The organism is Candidatus Omnitrophota bacterium, assembly GCA_023819145.1.
GTDB lineage: Bacteria > Omnitrophota > Gorgyraeia > DTHP01 > DTHP01 > JBFWKV01.
This window is the reverse complement of sequence record JAMWCW010000010.1, coordinates 1-16715: the sequence shown is the minus strand read 5'-3', so window position 1 is coordinate 16715 and position 16715 is coordinate 1. Positions and strand designations below refer to the sequence as shown.

Below are 16715 nucleotides of genomic sequence, written 5' to 3'. Positions count from 1 at the left end.
CCTCCTCATTATCTTTTTTCCAGAACCTCTTCTGCGGCTTTCACTCCCTTACCCAAAGGAGCCTTGTAGCCCATTTCGTTTAAAGCAAGTTCAATACAAGAAATTGTAAGAAGAATTTCTTCAGGTGTAATGTATCCCATATGAGCAACTCTGAAAACTTTTCCTTTAAGTTCATCTTGACCCCCTGCAATAGAAACGCCGTATTTCTGTCGCAGAAGTTTAACCATATTCTCACCGTCGAGTCCCGAGGGAACCTTTACGGCAGTGACTGCATCTGAAGAAGCCCGGGGAGCAAAAAGTTCCAATCCTAAAGCAAGCATTGCTGAACGGGTCGCCCGCGCCATTAAAGCATGCCTTGCCCAAATATTCTCCAAACCTTCTTTCTGTATTATTCGCAAAACCTCACGCAAACCGATCACCAAGGATACCGCTGGAGTAAAAGGAGTATCAATCTTATCTAAGGCTTTCTTTGCTAACTTTAAGTCAAAATAATAACGGGGGACCTTTGCTTCATTAACAAGTGCCCATGCTTTGGGACTGATGCTTAAGAAAGATAATCCCGGAGGAAGCATGAGCCCTTTCTGTGAACCTGCGACCACCACATCCACTCCCCAAGCATCGGTTTTCAATTCTACAGAAGCAAGCGCACTAATAGCATCTACTACCAAAACCGCTTTATGTCTCTGGGTAATTTGCGCAATGGTTTTAATATCGTTTACCACTCCTGTAGAGGTTTCACAGAGGGTAGTAAAAACCGCTTTAATCCGTGCATCTTTATCTAAAATATCGGCAATCTTTGCTGGTTCAACCGCCTCACCCCAAGTCACATCTATAACCACTGTCTCCATCCCATAGCTTTGGCACAATTCTGTCCAGCGTTCTCCAAACTTTCCACCCTGAACTGTAATCACCTTATCCTTTGGCGAAAGTAGATTAACTACTGCTGCCTCCATCGCTCCTGTACCTGAAGAAGCAAAAGTAAATACATCATTTTCTGTCTGAAAAACATATTTTAAACCTTTAATCGCTTCCTCAAAGATAGCCCGATACTCTGAAGTGCGATGATGAATAATCGGCGCTGCCATGGCTAAAGAAACTTCGGGTGGAACCGGTGTTGGGCCAGGAGTAAGCAATAATTGTTTACGCATCTTTACCTCCCTCTATTTTTTATTCACTCCACTATTTTAATATCTATAAATTTTACTCTAGTAACCCACCACAACAGCAAACACTTTATTATTTCTTCGGTATCTTGCCGACAATTACCTCATCTACCAATCCATATTCTTTCGCTTCTTCCGCCGACATAAAGTAATCACGGTCTGTATCCTTCTGAATCTTATCCAACGGCTGTCCCGTGTGTTTAGCAAGAATTTCGTTTATTTTATCACGCAATCTCAAAATCTCCTTTGCCTGAATACTTATATCTATCGCTGCTCCCTTCACTCCTCCCCAAGGCTGATGTATCATTATGCGCGCATGGGGTAGAGCAAAACGCTTCCCCTTAGTCCCTGCGGCTAACAAAAGAGCGCCCATACTACTTGCCTGACCTACGCAATAAGTAGCAACATCCGGTTTCACAAACTGCATAGTATCATATATTGCAAGGCCCGCAGTAACCACGCCTCCCGGCGTATTAATATAAACATTGATATCCTTAGAGGGGTCTTCCATCTGTAAAAAGAGCATTTGAGCAATTACTAGATTGGATATCGTATCATCGATAGGCGTGCCTATAAAAATAATTCGATCTTTCAAAAGACGTGAAAAGATATCATATGCCCTTTCTCCCCTTGCGGACTGTTCCACGACGATAGGAACCAATGTCTGATTAAAAATTTCCATAGTCCCTCCCTTTGGTTAAAATGATAATTGTTTTTAAAACATCTTACTCATCTATTCTTCTATTTGGGCATTCTTAAGCAGAAATTTCATAACCTTCGTTTCTTTTAACTCTACCCTTATCTCTTCCCACAGATTCTTCTTCAGAAAATCTTTCTTTAATTTATCAAAATCTTCTTTCCATTCTTCTGCTAATTTTCTAATCTGTTGTTCCACCTCTTCATCAGCCACCTGAATGTTTTCCTTCTCGGCTATCTCTGCTAAGATAAAGAAAATCCTTATCTCTTTCTCTGCTTCTTCTTCAGCCCTTTTCTTAATTGTTTCATCGGCCTCTTCTATCTCTTTTTCCTTTAGTCCTCTCTTAATTAATTCCTCACGAAATCTCTTTATAAAATTATCCTTCGATTTCTCTACTAAAGAAGCCGGAACAGTAAATGTATTTAATTCAAGAAGAATTCCTAAAATCTGGGACTCCATTTCTTTTTTTAGCTGTATCTCTTTCAAAGATAAAAGGTCTTTTCTTATGCCTTCTCGCAAGTCAGAAATACTATTAAAATTCCCTACGGTCTTGGCAAAATCGTCATTTATTTCGGGCAGACGTTTCTCCTTTATCTCTTTAATCTTGACTTCTATTTCAACCTCTTTACCCCGTATCTCTTTATCGGGGAATTCTTGAGGGATTTTCAAAACTATTCTTTTAGTTTCTCCCACTCTTGCTCCATATAGCTGTTCGGTAAATCCTCTAAAATTCGCATTCTCTTCCAGAGAAAGCCATACATTCTCTCTGTCTTCAAGAACCCTTTCCTTTGTTCTACTCTTATAATCACAGAGAATAAAATCTCCTTTTTGCAAAGGACGGGGTTCGATGGTCGCAAGCTCTGCGTATTTTTCCTGTAGACCTTTAAACACTTTATCTATCTCTTCTTCTTTAACCTCCAATTTTTTCTTCTTTATCTTCAAGTTTGTGTAGGGCTTCAGACGAAAATCGGGTTTTACTTCAAATCGGGCTTTAAAAAACAAAGGCTTTCCCCGCTGCCAATTCACATCGTATATCTGCGGTAATGCCAGAGGAGTTAAATCCTCCGAGAGAATCGCTTTTCTAAAAAATTCAGGGATAGAACGTTTAACTATTTCTTTTTCTGCTTCATTCTGATAAAACTTTTTAATCATTTCCAGAGGAGCTTTCCCTTTGCGAAATCCTGGAAGGGAAGCAACTTTTTGAATATCCCGATAAACCTCCTCTTCTATCGAAACAATCTCTTCCGGATAAATTTCAATCTCCATAACCCTCTGACAATGGTCTACCTTCTGCAGTTTCTTCTTCATTGTTACACCTTTCTGTGAAGTTTAATCTTTTCTTCAAAACGCTTCAACTTCCCTTCTAACTTCTTCAAAGCCCTGTCTATAGAACTATGTATATCCGAAGTAACTTCTTGCACTTTCAAAGTCTGTTTTTTAAGCGCAAGGACAATTTCCGCACGCTGTCTAAATTTCTCTGCATCAAGTATTACATGCACGCTAATAATATGGTGGTAGTATCTGTTAAGCTTGTCTATTTGCTTCTCCACATATGCCTTCAAATCAGCATCAACATCAAAATGCCTTCCCGTTAGTGAAATGCGCACTTTACACCTCCATCATTATAACTAAAACAGTGATTCTTAATAAAAACTGAGCCTCAATTCAAGATAACCAATTCGGCAAATCTTATGCTACATCCTAAACTTCTCTCCTAAATAAACCTCTCTTGCCTTAGAGTCGTTAATAAGCTCTTGAGCAGTTCCTGAAAGAAGAATTTTCCCTTCTGCCATAACATAGGCACGGTCAGTAATGGCAAGAGTCTCTCTTACATTGTGGTCGGTGAGTAAAATCCCAATCCCTTTCTGTTTTAACTCCTGGACAATTTCCTGACATTCTGCAACTGCAATAGGGTCTATTCCGCTAAAGGGTTCATCGAGGAGTATAAAAGAGGGTCTTGTGACCAATGCCCGAGTAATCTCTAACCTTCTCCTTTCTCCTCCAGAGAGTGTAAAAGCAGTGTTCTTTGCCAGATGTGATATTTTTAATTCATCAAGCAAAATCTGCAATCTTCTCCTCCGTTCTGCATAGGGAATACCCAAAGTTTCCAAAACTGCCATAATATTTTCTTCTACTGTCAGTTTTCTAAAAATAGAAGGCTCCTGAGAAAGATACCCTATTCCCAAACGTGCCCTTTTATACATCGGTAATTGAGTGATATCACAATTGTCAAAGACTATCTTGCCTCTGTCGGGATGAATCAATCCTACAATCATATAAAATGTGGTGGTTTTTCCTGCCCCGTTAGGACCAAGCAACCCTACAATTTCTCCTTTACTTACATGAAGCTCTGCTCCGTCTACAACCTTCCTTCCATTATACGCTTTACTTATATCTTTCACTTCCAAAAGATTTCCCATTATCCATCCTAACCTTTAAACAATTTTAAAATTTCAGGGCACCACTACTAACTGCGGATTCCCTTTAAGGATAACCTTGCTTTCTTTGGCGTCGTAAACTGCTTCATCTGCATAAGCGACATTATCCCCATGGAGAATTTTCACATTCCCATAGGCAAAGACTTTTTCAATCTTTCTCTCTTGGGGATTAAAAAGCACATCCATTCTATCCGCCAATATCTTGCCTCGTTCATCCTCTACTTCCACTGCTTCATAAAACTTGGAAACATTTTTCTCATAATCTATCTCTAAAGGCCCTTTACAGGTAATCACCGTTTTCGGTTCGGCTCTAACCTCTACTTTTTCTTTTAACTCTACTTTTTTCATCTCTGCCAAAGCGGTCGCACCTTTCCCCCGAGCAACGAGATCTTCTCTCTCTACTACTACTTCTTTATCGGTATTAGCCTCTTGTTTCTGGACATCCCAAGTTAGTTCATCGGTAGTAAGTTTTGTGCCTTCTGAAGTTTTTATCAGCACGTTATTTATCAAATGTATTTTTTTCTCTTCCTTATCGTATTCTCCTCTTTTACTCTCTAAATCTATTTTCCCCTCCTCTCCCCAAGCGATAGCTTTAACCTCTTCCATCTTCACCAAATTCTCAGTCACATCTGCAGTTTTTGCCTCCAACTCCCATTGCTTTTTCCCTTTGTCCGTAAAACCCTCAAGACTAAAATTATCAATTTTCTGTAAAGAAGAAGGGGATTCTTCTAAAAGAGACTCTTCTGGAGAGATTAAACTTTTAATCTCTTTCTTTGCGCAACCAGCGAAAAAGACAAACAAAAAAATAAAAATAAGTCCCCTTTTACTCAACATATTTCGTCTGAAATAATAGCAAAAATAAAGAAGAAAGTCAAGGATATGTGGATATTAAAAATTGATAAGCTTTTTAAAAAAATTTATTCGCTTTTTAATCTCTAAGAAATTTAAATCTAAAAGCCGTTGTGGGCCGAAGGATTCCACCGCAAAAGACCCCATTACTGTTCCACAGACTACTGCACGACGAAATTCTCTTTCGTAAACCCTTTTATAACTGGCAATGTATCCCATAAATCCTCCTGCGAAAGCATCTCCTGCGCCCGTAGGGTCAACTACTTCTTTAACCGGAAAAGCAGGACAAGAGAAAAATCTATTACCGCAAAACATTAAAGCACCCTGCTCTCCCTTTTTAATCACCACCACTTCCGGCCCCTTTCCTGCTAACCATCGCGCTGCTTGATAAATATTGGAACGCTGGGAAAAAAGTTCTGCTTCACTATTATTAATAAAAAACACATCTGTTTTTTTCAGTAGCAAAAGTAAATCATCGGGTTTATTTCTAATCCAATGGTCAATGGTATCAGAACCCACAAACCTTCTACCTCTTATCTGCCCAAGAATCTTCTTTTGTAAAACCGGGTCAATGTTCGCTAAAAAAACAAAAGGAGTCCGATTATAAGGATAAGCAAGGCGAGGAGAAAATTTCTCAAAAACATTTAACTCCAATTTTATCGTCTGGCGATGGTTAAAATCATTACCATACCTTCCCCACCAGCGAAAGGTCCTACCCTTTTTTATCTCTAGTCCTTCTAAATCAATATTTCTTTTCCTTAAAAGAAAGAGTTTCTCCTTGGACATATCTTTACCTGCCACCGCCACTATTCTTACAGGATGAAAAAATCTTCCCGCTAAACTGAAATAAGTAGCAGAACCTCCTAAAACTTCCCTCTTTAAACCAAAGGGAGTCTCAATCGTATCCAGAGCCACTGAACCCACTACTAAAATTGCCATAAGTTTAACCTTTCCTTACCCCGTCCCAGATTAAAATCCCCAAAAAAATAAATACGATTAAAAATGCTAATTCTGCAGGAATTATTGCTTGACGCACCTGCATTTTAAATTTAGCATATGGATTTTTATAGAAATAAAAAAACTCCTTCGTCTCTCTTATTTTCTCCAACCTAAATAAAGAAATGTATTTAATCAATTCCTCGTCCATTTTACCCTCAAGATTTTTTAACCACACGACCAACTTGGCTTTAGGAATGTAGGGATTATAAGTATAATTTTTCTCATCGTAAGGAGACATAGTAGCATTTGCTCTTTCTGTAAAGGCACAGAGAATCCCTGCTTGATATCCAAAGTTGCTATAAATTATATCGTTTTTATCTGTGTGGGTATTAATAATATCTATTGCTTCCTTGAACTCTTCCCCATAACTGCGATAAAAACAAACTCCTCTAAAGTTATATACCGAGGGGTCGGTAAACGGATATACTAATAAATTCCAATACACACTATCCGAAACAAATTTGTTTAAAGAAAAAGGATTAAAATCAAATCCAACACTGTAGGATAAGAGATTGGAAGCAAAAAACAGAATCAAAACCCAAGTTAACTGATGCAATGTTTTTTGGGAGGAGAATGTGACAAACAATCTTTCCAAGAAAAAAGCAGCAGTAAAAACAATTCCCACCGCACCTTGAGTATTAAAGAAGCGATAGAGATGTTTAAACGCCCCCAGTAAAGCAAAAAAAACAAGGAAGACGAAGAAAAGATACTTCCCTTTGAACCTAAAACAATAAAAGATTCCTAACAAAGAGAGTAATAGTAACAGAATATTAACGGGTAAGTCGCGGTCATAGTAAATTGTTTTAAGAAGATAGCTAAAATTAAAAGCAAAATGCAGAATCCAGGGTAAAGCAAGTATCATCCCCACAGCTATAAACAAAAGCGGTTTAATCTTTTTACCTTTTCTAAATAAAACATAAAAAACTAAACCACCGATTCCCATAGTGGAAATAGCATAATGGGCATAGAAGAGCAAGGAAGTTAAAATCACTAAAGAAACATTTTTATTGCGTTCAAGCGAAAAAAATAACCAGAATAAAATCACCAACGCTAAAGTAGCCGCTATTGTATTCGTAATTCCCAAGAACAAATTGTAGGAAAGGAGGTTTGTTAATACTGCAAAAAAGGCTAAGCGGGAATTAAATAACCTATCTATGACAAACCAGAAAGTAATTATATAGAGCGGAAAGATAATAAAACTAAAAAAAATGGCTATAGATATTTTAGAAAGTCCTAATCTATAGCATAAGAGCATAAGAATGTGTAATAAAGGAGGATAAAAGTGGGGCTTCCCCTCGGGGGCAAATTCCCAGAAATCCCAAGTAACAATTCCCCCTGCTAAATGAAATCCTTGCATCACTCCCAGATGATAGTAGATATCTACTTGTGGAGGAAAAAGTTCAATTCTCCAAAGAGAAAGAACAATGTAGATAATAATAAGTATAAAACTGGCTTTGCGCCAAGAGAATTTATCCTGCATCTTTCTAAAAAAATGATCTGAAATTCATTATCCCCCTTTTTAGCAAGGGAGGCTTTATCTTGGGGACAAAATTTATAAAGCAGGCAGATAAGCCGGGTTCTGTGCCTCACTGATTATGGTTGTGATTGATGGTCATTTCTCTTGACCCGCCGTTACCGCCGGGTTCTAGCGACCTACCCGAGAGTAAGAGCGTAACGGGCACATTACTTCTCTCTTATTTGGTCTTGCTCCGCGTGGGGTTTACCCTGCCTCTTGTGTCACCACAAGAGCGGTGGTCCCTTACACCACCTTTTCACCCTTACCTCGCCAAGTTTTGTGGCAGGCGGTCTATTTTCTGTGGCACTTTCCGTCTTAAGGAAATATAGTCCCTTAAGCCTGGAGATTATCCAGCACGCTGCCCTGGGGAGCCCGGACTTTCCTCCCCGTCACAAAATGTGACGGAGTGACCATCTCTGCCTGCTTACATGCGTAAGTGTTGTGGTAATCCGTAAAATTCGTGTTTTAAAAGAGCTCTTTTTCTTTCCGCAAACAAATATTTTCCGGAGATAAATTCTTCCTTACTGCCTCCTTAATTGCCTGATTTGCTAATTTATCTGCCTTCTTATTCTTTTCCCGCGGAATATTTTTAAGCTCTATTTTTTTAAATTTTTTGCATAAAACCGCTAATTGTTCAAAAAGCATTCTTAAATGTGGTTCTTTAACTTTATATTCACCTTTAATCTGCTTTGCTAAAAGTTCACTATCTAAGTTAATCTTTATTGCTTCCACCCCTAAATTCAATGACTCCTCTAAACCATAAAGTAAAGCCATATACTCCGCCACATTATTTGTAGCCTCACCAATATACTTTCCAAATTCCTTTATTATTTTTTTATTATCCCCGCAAATAATTACCCCTATCCCTGCTTTTCCCGGATTCCCCCAAGAAGCACCATCGGTAAAAATTTCTACTTTTTTTATTCTCATTTCCTATCTTCTTGTTTATCGATTCTCTAATCTCTATTATGTATTTTTATATTTATATATAAAGAATGCGCATACAGTTCTCACAGGTAACAACCTTTTCTCCGATCCTTACTTCGCTGATCACCTGTGGAGGAAGCCCCATATTGCAACCCGAACAGGAATCTTTGATAATCTGTGCCAATGCTCTCCCATTCTTATTTTCCAAAAGGCGTTCATATCTTGTTAAAATGGGCAGGTCAATTTTGGAAACAAATTCACCACGCGAATTCTCCAAGTTATTTAATCTTGTCTTTAATTCCTCTGTTTCCTTTTTTACCCGTGCCACTTCCTCTTCCATCTTTTTTCTCTCTTCTTCTAAAACAACCTTTTCTTTCCCTATTTCCTTATCTAAAATATCTATTACTTCCATTTCTTTAATAATCGCTTCCTCTAATACAGAATTATCCGCTTTTAAATCCGCTATCTCTTTCTGCATCGAGGCATATTCCTTATTGGTTTTTACCTGATAAAGCTGAATCTGTAATTTTTTAACATTTTCTTCTTTAGATTTAAGTTCCAATTCTTGCTCTTTAAGTTTAATTTTCTTCTGTTTTGATTTTTCTTCCAATTCTTTAAACAACCTTTCTTTCTCCTCAAAAACCTTAAGAATCGCCTCTTCCTCCCGCGGTTTATCGGCTAATGTCTCCCGCAGGTCATAAATTTCCTTATCAATATTCTGCAATTGAATCAATATCCCCAACTGCTCTTTTATTCCGGCCATCGCCAATCTTATCCTTTTTCTTCAATGGGCGCAGAAGGATTCGAACCTTCGACCTCTGCCATGTGAGGGCAGCACTCTAACCAACTGAGCCATGCGCCCAAAAACTTTTTATTTAGAGTGGGCCCATGAGGACTCGAACCTCAGACCCGCTGATTATGAGTCAGCTGCTCTAACCATCTGAGCTATGGGCCCAAAATAACTAACTAATTATATTACTAAGAGTTGCAAGTTCAGTCTTTTTCTCTGCAGTCTCGCTTTTCACCTCTGGTGTCCAAAAAGTGTCCATTCGCTTATTCAAAATGTCCACTGCCCGCTTCTTATGGTCTGGTGATAGATGGCTGTATCTAAGGGTCATTTCTAAGGATTTATGCCCCATTAACTCTCTTACAGTATTCAAATCTACTCCTGACATTACCAATTGCGAGGCAAAAGTATGTCTTAAATCGTGAAACCGAAAATTAATTATACCAGATTTCTTTAAGGCTGTATAGAAAGATTTTCTGACATTCCCATAAGGCTTGCCATCCGGCTTACAAAAGATATAAGGACTCTCCGGATGTTTTCTAACCCTTATAAGAGCAGTTTTGACCTGTTCATTCATAGGAATTTCTCTTTTCTCACCATTTTTAGTATTGAGGAGATAAATTATCCCTCGTGTAAAATCAACATCGTGCCATTTAAGTCCCAAAATCTCTCCTTTACGCATACCGGTATTTAAGGCAACTACTACGATTGGTCTTAAATACTTATTACAATTCGCCAGTAATTTGATTATCTCTTCTTTCTCTAAATAACGAAGCCTCTTATTATTTTCCTTAAACAATTTTACCTTCTTTACCGGATTCTCTTTAGCCTTACCCCATTCAATAGCCCGATTAAACATAGACTTCAAACAGGCTAAATTCCTATTCACAGTTGCCGGAGAAACTTCTTTAACTCTCTCTGCCTTAAATTTCTCAACCGATAATGGGGTAATCTCATAAAGGTATTTACCGGAGAAATATTTCTTAAGAGCATTTATATTGTGTCGGTCAAATCCCCTCCAGGACTTATTATTTGGCTTACAATGTAACTCTAAATACTCCTCAGCAAAATCCTCAAATTTAATCTTCTCTTCTCTCCTAACATCTAAAAATTTCCCCTCGGCAATCTCCACTCTTCTCTTCTTTAGCACTGTTTCCGCCAGCCTCTTACTGGGTCCAATCTTTTCCCTCTTACGTTTGCCCTGAACATAATAATCTATATACCAATTACCTCTCTTTAGGAATATACCCATCTTACCTGCCTCCTCTCTGTTTATTCCTCCACTGCTTCCAGCACCAGAGAAGTAGATTACTGATGCTTCTTTCTTCCTTTTCAGCGTCTTGTTCAAGCATCTTCTTATCCTGCTCACTAATCCTTAAGTTTATCTGCTTTTTCTTTACCATAGCCACACTTATATTATAATATTTGTATATACATTGTCAAGTTAATTCTTTCACCCTTTTATCCTTTAACCATTTCTCTATCTCCATTATATCAAATTTTAACAATCTGCCCAACTTTAAATACGGGATTCTCCTCTGGCAGACCCAGACATAAAGCGTCCCTTTGTTTACATCTAAATACTGGGCCAAATCATCTATACCTATAAACCGTCTTTCCATTATCCAATCGTTTATTTATAAGTCTTCCTTTCTAAAACTATCCTCTCCACCTTATCCAATCTCTGCTCAATATCTTCAATCTCAATGCTCTTTAGAACATGGGTAATAATATCGTTGCAGGCTAATCTTCTTACTTCTTCCCTCTGGGCATCCGTTAGTTTAATCAACTCCTCAACTGCCTTAGTAATCGCACTTTTTAGCCTATCTAAAGCACTCCGAATAACCTCATCCCTTTGTCTCTTTAACTCCGCTTTAAAATCCTCATCCTTTAGCCACTTATAGAAGGTGCTTCTGGATACTTTCGCCTTAGAAGAAGCCTCCTCAATGGAAGCGGAGTTAATGATATGGCTTATAGCCATCAATTGCCGGTTAGTTAATTTCTTCAATTCTTCCTGCATATTACCCCCTTAAATCTGTCAAAATTTGATTAATTTTGTTTATAATTCCTCAATTTCTTTATAAAAGAGGGTATTTCCTCTTTCTCTCCTTGCTTCTTCTCTGGATATTGGAGATATAACTATTATACGTGGTTCGTAATCTTCTCCATATTTAGCCTTAAGGCGTTTAAGAATCTCCTCTTTATTATCGTCTTGATAGAGGATAAGCATAAAAGGAGCAAAGTCTTTACTCTTTTCCCCAACCTTTCCCTCTATTTTCTTTATCCTTGATTCCAAAGACATATTTATCACCTCCTTTTACCCTACCGTGTAGTCTACATTATTTTTCGTCTTAGATATTGTAGACTGGATGGTAGGGTAGACTGGTATAATTAACTTGTTCCTTCTATCATCCGGGTCTTGCTCTTGGACTATCAGCCCGGTCATCTCTAACATTGGAATAATCTCCCGCCTTAATTGCCACTCCGCTATGGGTCTATTGTAAATCCTTAAATACCCCTGCATAATCTCCTTTCGGTTTAATCCTTGCTGTTTTTCCTGATAGAGAGGTAAAATTACCTCTTCAAAAACCTTGAAGATATAAGGAGGAAGATTTAACTCTTGGCTAAAGGATATTTCCTCCCAGAGCCTAAAGCCTTCTTGCATATCCTCATCGGAGGTTAAAATCACATCTAAATCCTCTGTCGTCTCTCTATGCCAGAGATTAAGCAGGGCAAGGCTTTTAATTATAGAAATCAACCTTCTTACATCTCTCTGGTGCCGAGGTTTTAAGGTCTTATGTAGAGAAAAAATCTTCCCTCTATGTATTTGGGATTGTGTATCTTTACTTCTTCTATTTTTTCTTCCTTAATAGCCTTTATTCTCTCAATTAAAAGTTGTCTTTTAGGATTGCTGTTTAACTGCGCTAAATAACTTTCAAAATCTGCCTCTTTCTTCAAGGCCTCTAAAATTCCATCTCTAATTTTCTCTTGAGTAATTTCTGGAGAAAGCAATAAAAATCTTGTGGCTTCTTGCTCATCTATCTTTAATCCTGCTGAACAGAAGATAACCGATGGAAAACCTCTTATAACCACATTTTTAGTTTTTAATCCATATTTTTGGCTTTTATCGGTTATCTTCGTATGGATTTCCTTCTCATCGTGGGAAAGAAGAGGTCTTAGGTGCTGTAAAAGAATGGTGTGAGGCTGGTCTAAAAAGATTAGAATTTTTCGCTCCAAATCAATATAATAACCCTCTAATTCTTTTATAAATTTGCCTTTATCGTGGAAAAAAGCAGTCGGAGAGCAATAACCTACTTTAATTACATCTTCCTTTGGGAAAAGAGAGGCTATTTCAATTGGGATGTAGGATTTACCCGTAGAGGAAGGAGCATTGAAACTGATATTAAATTGACTATTCTCCGTATAGGCTGATAGACAACATAAAAAGGTGATAAGTTTATTTGTATCATCTTGCTTAACAGTTAAACCTAACACTTCCAACAATTCTTGCCTTGAGAGAGGTAAAAACTTCGCTTTTAGATGTTCTCTGTTTCTGCGAATCAATTCCTCATCTTCGATTTCCTTTTCTACCCTTTGAAATTCTTGCTCTAAAGTTTTCTCATCCATCTCTATTCACCTCCTTGTTAGATATGCAACTGCTTCTTTAAAATCATAATTTAAAGCCAACTGGACGAATTTTACTACATCACCTCCTTGATTACATCCGTAACAATAAAAAGAGTTAGTCTCTGGGTAGATGTAAAAACTGGGATGTTTTTCTGGATGGAAGGGACAGAGGGCAGTATAATTTCTACCGGATTTCTTCAACTGGAGAAAGGAAAAGGCAATATTTAAAATCGGAGTCTGGCGGGCGAGCCCTACTTCTGCTTCAAAGTTCTTTATTTTTCCCTCAGGCTTATCCGAAGCGATGAGTTTTAAGCGTTTTAACCTTTGAATATGGTTTATTGCTTCAATTAGCCTCTCATCTACCAAAACTTTAAGTGCTTCTCTCCAGAACCATCTACCAAACTCATCTTTAATCTCTCTTATTTCTTTAAGAGCAGGCTTAACTTCTGTCTGGAGAATTTTTTCTTTTACTTCTTGCCATTCCTTAATTTTCTCTGAGAAAAGCTTTTGGGCTTCTTGGGAAGAAGAGAAGAAGGTCTGAATAAGTTCTCTATCGGTTAGATTGTGATGGTAATATTTGGGTAGGATTTCCTCATACCTCCCTAAATCCTCATCAAAATAATATTGTCTTTCCATCTCAATCTCCTTTCATTTTCTTGCATAGAGCCTATCTTTTAAAGAACGGATAGCCTCCGCATAGGTAGAGGCATCAATTGGAGCTTCCCTTTGCCAATACTTTTTAGATAATTCCTCAGCTAATTCTTTATTCTCAAAGACAAACCAGTAAAACCTATCTTCTTTCTGTAAATCAAGTAATTTTAAGCGGTTAGCATAAAGGAAAGATGCCTCATAGAGGTCTTTGGTCAGAAATACATCGTTTTCCTTCATCATTCTCTTTTTCCACCCTTTCCTCATCATCCCATTCTTTTAATAAAGAGAAAAAATCCATCTAAATTCTGACAAATCTCCTTATATTCCTCTTCGGAAATAGGCTTACCATATAATTTAGACCAGATTTCCATAGGTGAACTGTTTGGGTTATTCATATTTTCCCATCAATATAGAATCAATAGTAAAAAACTTGACATTTTTTTATAATAGATTTAAAATAAAAATGTTATAAAAAATGGAGGAGGGAGATGGATAAGAAGAAATTTAACGAAGCTATTCAGGTAGCTATACGAATAGTTATAACAGAGGTATTTCTTAGAGATTGGGAAAGCAATAATGGAGAAGGAATAAAAGCACATTTAAGAATAATAAAAGCGGAAATTGAAAATCACCCGAAATATAAAAAGTTAGAGAGATATTGGCCTAGAGAAGATAAGAAAGAGGAATTAGATAGTCTTGTGAATGAAATAGCAGGAGATTATTACTGTAAAAGTAAAGAGTGGATAAAGAATCCGAAGATAGAAACTTACCCTGACACTCATTTTATAATAGAGGGAAAAATTTCTGAGTTGCTCTCTGAGGAGAAATTAAAAGATAGATATGAGTGGGAAGGTGAGAGGCGGAAAGAAAAATTGGAAAAAGAAAGGGGAAAGAATTTTTTAGAAGAAACTTCCTTTGTGCCTTCTACAATTCCTCCCCCGTCTTTAGAAGACAGAAAGGTAAATGAAACTATAGAAATATTAATACAGACGCAACTAAAACCTTTAAAGGATTTATACGAAAAGATAAAGATGCTTAATGATAAAAAAGTAGTTCGTTTAATAAAAGACGATTTTTATCGACACGATAGAAATAACCTGAAAGAACTATTAGATAATATCCTAAAAGCTAAATCAGTATATCAATTGGCAAAGGAAAAGAAAGCCGATTTTAGAAAATTACTTTATACTTTAAAAACCATAGGATTCCCCTTGTTAGAGAAAAGCAGAGGAAGGGGTTTTTATATCATAACTTATAATGCTCTACCATTTTTTGAAGAAGTCTTCTCCATGATAAAAATAATGTGGGAGATGGAAGAAAATTATAAAAAATGGCAAGAATTCTTTAAGAAAGAATATGGATGGGAGAAAAGTAGGGTAACTAATTTTATGAAGAGAAGAATTCAGAATAAGGTTGTTCCTCCTTGTTTTTTTGATATTTTTCCTCCCGATTGTTTCTCTACTCAGCATATTTCTAATTTTATTATACACAGAAGTAAACAGATTATGAAAATGTTTGAACTCTTTGAAAAGATTACAAAGAAAAGATTAGCAGTAGACTTTACACATGATAAAATAAAAAGAGAATTACAGAAGATATGCTCCAGTCAAATTTAGCACCTTGTTAATAGTGAAAGCAGATAGCGGATGAAAAAAATTAATGTAGACTGAATGGTGGGGTAGAGATTTATTCTATCTTGCCATTTCCAGCAATTCGTGATATAAAAATTCTTGCGGAATCTCTAATAAGATAGTTCTAAATTCGTTGATGAAGGGCAGCCAATTAGAACGATTAAGCCCTTTGGCAACTAAGTCAAAGGGCTTTCTATATGTGGGATAAAGACTTCCGTCAAGTAGGGTGCAGTTCGATAGGAAGGAGAAACGTCCCCTCAAATTCCAAGCAACTATTAATTGTTTTTTATTCATTTAAACTTTACAAATTTAGGAACTAATACGTATTCTAACATTTGCTCTATCATTTTCTGGATTCTTTTGTTTTTTTGTTCTTTCCAATAAACTGTTAATTTACCTTTATGTTTTGACCAAAATCTGTGCCACCTCATATTTTCAGTATCGCCTGGAACTGGCTCAAAAGATGCACGATGGTGCATATATAATCTGTCTTTAATCCGCTTTCCTTCTCCGATATAAAGAATTTTATTTGATGCATTTTTATATATGTATATACCGCCTTTATTACCAATTTTATTTTTAATTGTTTGTCTAATCTTTTTCCATTCGTTTTTGTTCTTTTTAATATGATTTATTTTTAAGGTATGCCAAAGAGTTTTATTAATTGGAAGAAAACCAATTTTTTTAAGGCAGGCTTTAATTTCTTGTTTCATAACCTATTTTTATCACAAGCAACAATTAATTGTTTTTTATTCATTCAAATAACCTTGAGTATTCTTTCTTTATTAATTCCAATACGCTATTATGCCACGTATACCAGTAGATAACACGAGATTCGTCACCTTTGATTGCCAAAGGAATATGCTTTACGTCAATGTAAAGCAGTTCTCTCATCCCGGCTATTAAGTTACCGTACTTTTCAAAATCTTCCTCTGATAAAGCCATAAGCAAATTGTGTAGCCTACGGCCTAATTGTTCAGTTCTTTTTAATACCTCTTTTTCGTTTTTAATGCTATATTTTGTGTAGGTATCTGGGTTCGGAGGATTAATGAGAACGCTCTTAAATTCCTGATATAACTTCTTCACATATTCATCGTCTAATGTTATCCCTGATAATTTTTCGATTTCCTTCTGGTCTGTCCACGCTTGCAAGCCGGTTCTCATATCCTCAATTTCTGCCTCAAATATAAGCTCAAAGAAATCTTTGGTTTCCGCAAATAAAGAAATGGGCAATAGAAGCAATATTAAAATTGGTAATAATGATTTTATTATCCCAGCAACTATCAATTGTTTTTTATTCATTTCTCCAGCCACCCTTTAACCTTCCCATCTTTCAAATAAAAAGTAATCGTATCTCCGGCCTTCTCCGTCATCCAGTTGCTATAAGTAATCCACTCCTCGTTACCTCTGCTATAATAACCTTTTTGTGT

The 16715-nt window shown here is 36.9% G+C and carries 22 protein-coding genes, 2 tRNA genes and 1 other RNA gene; 1 reads left to right on the top strand and 24 read right to left on the bottom strand.

What is annotated here, in order from left to right; all coding sequences use genetic code 11:
- Positions 1–8: 8 nt before the first annotated feature.
- The 22 genes from NC818_05805 to NC818_05700 form a co-directional block, all read right to left on the bottom strand.
- On the bottom strand, positions 9–1148 hold the full coding sequence (locus NC818_05805; GenBank protein ID MCM8784266.1) for an alanine--glyoxylate aminotransferase family protein: 1140 nt from the start codon (positions 1146–1148) through the stop codon (positions 9–11).
- An 88-nt stretch (positions 1149–1236) separates the two neighbouring features.
- Complete coding sequence (gene clpP / locus NC818_05800) at positions 1237–1845, bottom strand: ATP-dependent Clp endopeptidase proteolytic subunit ClpP (GenBank protein ID MCM8784265.1); 609 nt, start codon at positions 1843–1845, stop codon at positions 1237–1239.
- Positions 1846–1896: 51 nt separating this feature from the next.
- Complete coding sequence (gene tig, locus NC818_05795) at positions 1897–3168, bottom strand: trigger factor (protein ID MCM8784264.1); 1272 nt, start codon at positions 3166–3168, stop codon at positions 1897–1899.
- Positions 3169–3170: 2 nt separating this feature from the next.
- On the bottom strand, positions 3171–3467 hold the full coding sequence (gene raiA / locus NC818_05790) for a ribosome-associated translation inhibitor RaiA (GenBank protein ID MCM8784263.1): 297 nt from the start codon (positions 3465–3467) through the stop codon (positions 3171–3173).
- Between the two features lie 87 nt (positions 3468–3554).
- Positions 3555–4280 (bottom strand): LPS export ABC transporter ATP-binding protein, encoded by a 726-nt coding sequence (gene lptB, locus NC818_05785; GenBank protein MCM8784262.1) that lies wholly within the window; start codon positions 4278–4280, stop codon positions 3555–3557.
- Between the two features lie 33 nt (positions 4281–4313).
- Complete coding sequence (lptC, locus tag NC818_05780; protein ID MCM8784261.1) at positions 4314–5132, bottom strand: LPS export ABC transporter periplasmic protein LptC; 819 nt, start codon at positions 5130–5132, stop codon at positions 4314–4316.
- Between the two features lie 54 nt (positions 5133–5186).
- A complete protein-coding gene (locus tag NC818_05775; GenBank protein MCM8784260.1) occupies positions 5187–6086 on the bottom strand; it encodes a PfkB family carbohydrate kinase in 900 nt (299 codons plus the stop codon).
- A gap of 4 nt (positions 6087–6090) precedes the next feature.
- Positions 6091–7626 carry a glycosyltransferase family 39 protein gene (locus NC818_05770; protein ID MCM8784259.1) on the bottom strand — a complete coding sequence of 512 codons (1536 nt, stop codon included), beginning with the start codon at positions 7624–7626 and terminating at the stop codon, positions 6091–6093.
- 72 nt (positions 7627–7698) lie between these two features.
- Positions 7699–8089: RNase P RNA component class A (gene rnpB / locus NC818_05765), an RNA gene on the bottom strand.
- A 38-nt stretch (positions 8090–8127) separates the two neighbouring features.
- Positions 8128–8592 (bottom strand): ribonuclease HI family protein, encoded by a 465-nt coding sequence (locus tag NC818_05760; GenBank protein MCM8784258.1) that lies wholly within the window; start codon positions 8590–8592, stop codon positions 8128–8130.
- A 52-nt stretch (positions 8593–8644) separates the two neighbouring features.
- The gene (locus tag NC818_05755; protein ID MCM8784257.1) at positions 8645–9352 is read right to left on the bottom strand and encodes a C4-type zinc ribbon domain-containing protein; all 708 of its coding nucleotides are present in this window, start codon (positions 9350–9352) and stop codon (positions 8645–8647) included.
- Positions 9353–9377: 25 nt separating this feature from the next.
- Positions 9378–9451, bottom strand: a tRNA-Val gene (locus NC818_05750).
- 19 nt (positions 9452–9470) lie between these two features.
- Positions 9471–9544, bottom strand: a tRNA-Ile gene (locus NC818_05745).
- Between the two features lie 7 nt (positions 9545–9551).
- Positions 9552–10628: a tyrosine-type recombinase/integrase gene (locus tag NC818_05740; GenBank protein MCM8784256.1), complete on the bottom strand. Its 1077-nt coding sequence runs from the start codon at positions 10626–10628 to the stop codon at positions 9552–9554.
- A gap of 1 nt (position 10629) precedes the next feature.
- Positions 10630–10779: a hypothetical protein gene (locus NC818_05735; protein ID MCM8784255.1), complete on the bottom strand. Its 150-nt coding sequence runs from the start codon at positions 10777–10779 to the stop codon at positions 10630–10632.
- Between the two features lie 36 nt (positions 10780–10815).
- Positions 10816–10998 (bottom strand): helix-turn-helix domain-containing protein, encoded by a 183-nt coding sequence (locus tag NC818_05730; GenBank protein MCM8784254.1) that lies wholly within the window; start codon positions 10996–10998, stop codon positions 10816–10818.
- A gap of 11 nt (positions 10999–11009) precedes the next feature.
- Positions 11010–11396 carry a phBC6A51 family helix-turn-helix protein gene (locus tag NC818_05725; protein MCM8784253.1) on the bottom strand — a complete coding sequence of 129 codons (387 nt, stop codon included), beginning with the start codon at positions 11394–11396 and terminating at the stop codon, positions 11010–11012.
- A 39-nt stretch (positions 11397–11435) separates the two neighbouring features.
- Positions 11436–11678 carry a hypothetical protein gene (locus tag NC818_05720; GenBank protein MCM8784252.1) on the bottom strand — a complete coding sequence of 81 codons (243 nt, stop codon included), beginning with the start codon at positions 11676–11678 and terminating at the stop codon, positions 11436–11438.
- Positions 11679–11693: 15 nt separating this feature from the next.
- Complete coding sequence (locus tag NC818_05715) at positions 11694–12134, bottom strand: hypothetical protein (GenBank protein ID MCM8784251.1); 441 nt, start codon at positions 12132–12134, stop codon at positions 11694–11696.
- 29 nt (positions 12135–12163) lie between these two features.
- A complete protein-coding gene (locus NC818_05710; protein ID MCM8784250.1) occupies positions 12164–13003 on the bottom strand; it encodes a hypothetical protein in 840 nt (279 codons plus the stop codon).
- Positions 13004–13009: 6 nt separating this feature from the next.
- Complete coding sequence (locus NC818_05705) at positions 13010–13639, bottom strand: CHC2 zinc finger domain-containing protein (GenBank protein ID MCM8784249.1); 630 nt, start codon at positions 13637–13639, stop codon at positions 13010–13012.
- A gap of 12 nt (positions 13640–13651) precedes the next feature.
- Positions 13652–13921 carry a DUF5659 domain-containing protein gene (locus NC818_05700; protein ID MCM8784248.1) on the bottom strand — a complete coding sequence of 90 codons (270 nt, stop codon included), beginning with the start codon at positions 13919–13921 and terminating at the stop codon, positions 13652–13654.
- 221 nt (positions 13922–14142) lie between these two features.
- Here NC818_05700 and NC818_05695 point away from each other — a divergent pair, with 221 nt between their 5' ends.
- A complete protein-coding gene (locus NC818_05695) occupies positions 14143–15270 on the top strand; it encodes a hypothetical protein (GenBank protein ID MCM8784247.1) in 1128 nt (375 codons plus the stop codon).
- Between the two features lie 305 nt (positions 15271–15575).
- Here the strand turns inward: NC818_05695 and NC818_05690 are convergent, their stop codons facing one another.
- The gene (locus tag NC818_05690) at positions 15576–15998 is read right to left on the bottom strand and encodes a hypothetical protein (GenBank protein ID MCM8784246.1); all 423 of its coding nucleotides are present in this window, start codon (positions 15996–15998) and stop codon (positions 15576–15578) included.
- 40 nt (positions 15999–16038) lie between these two features.
- Positions 16039–16599: a hypothetical protein gene (locus NC818_05685; GenBank protein MCM8784245.1), complete on the bottom strand. Its 561-nt coding sequence runs from the start codon at positions 16597–16599 to the stop codon at positions 16039–16041.
- Between the last annotated feature and the right edge of the window lie 116 nt (positions 16600–16715).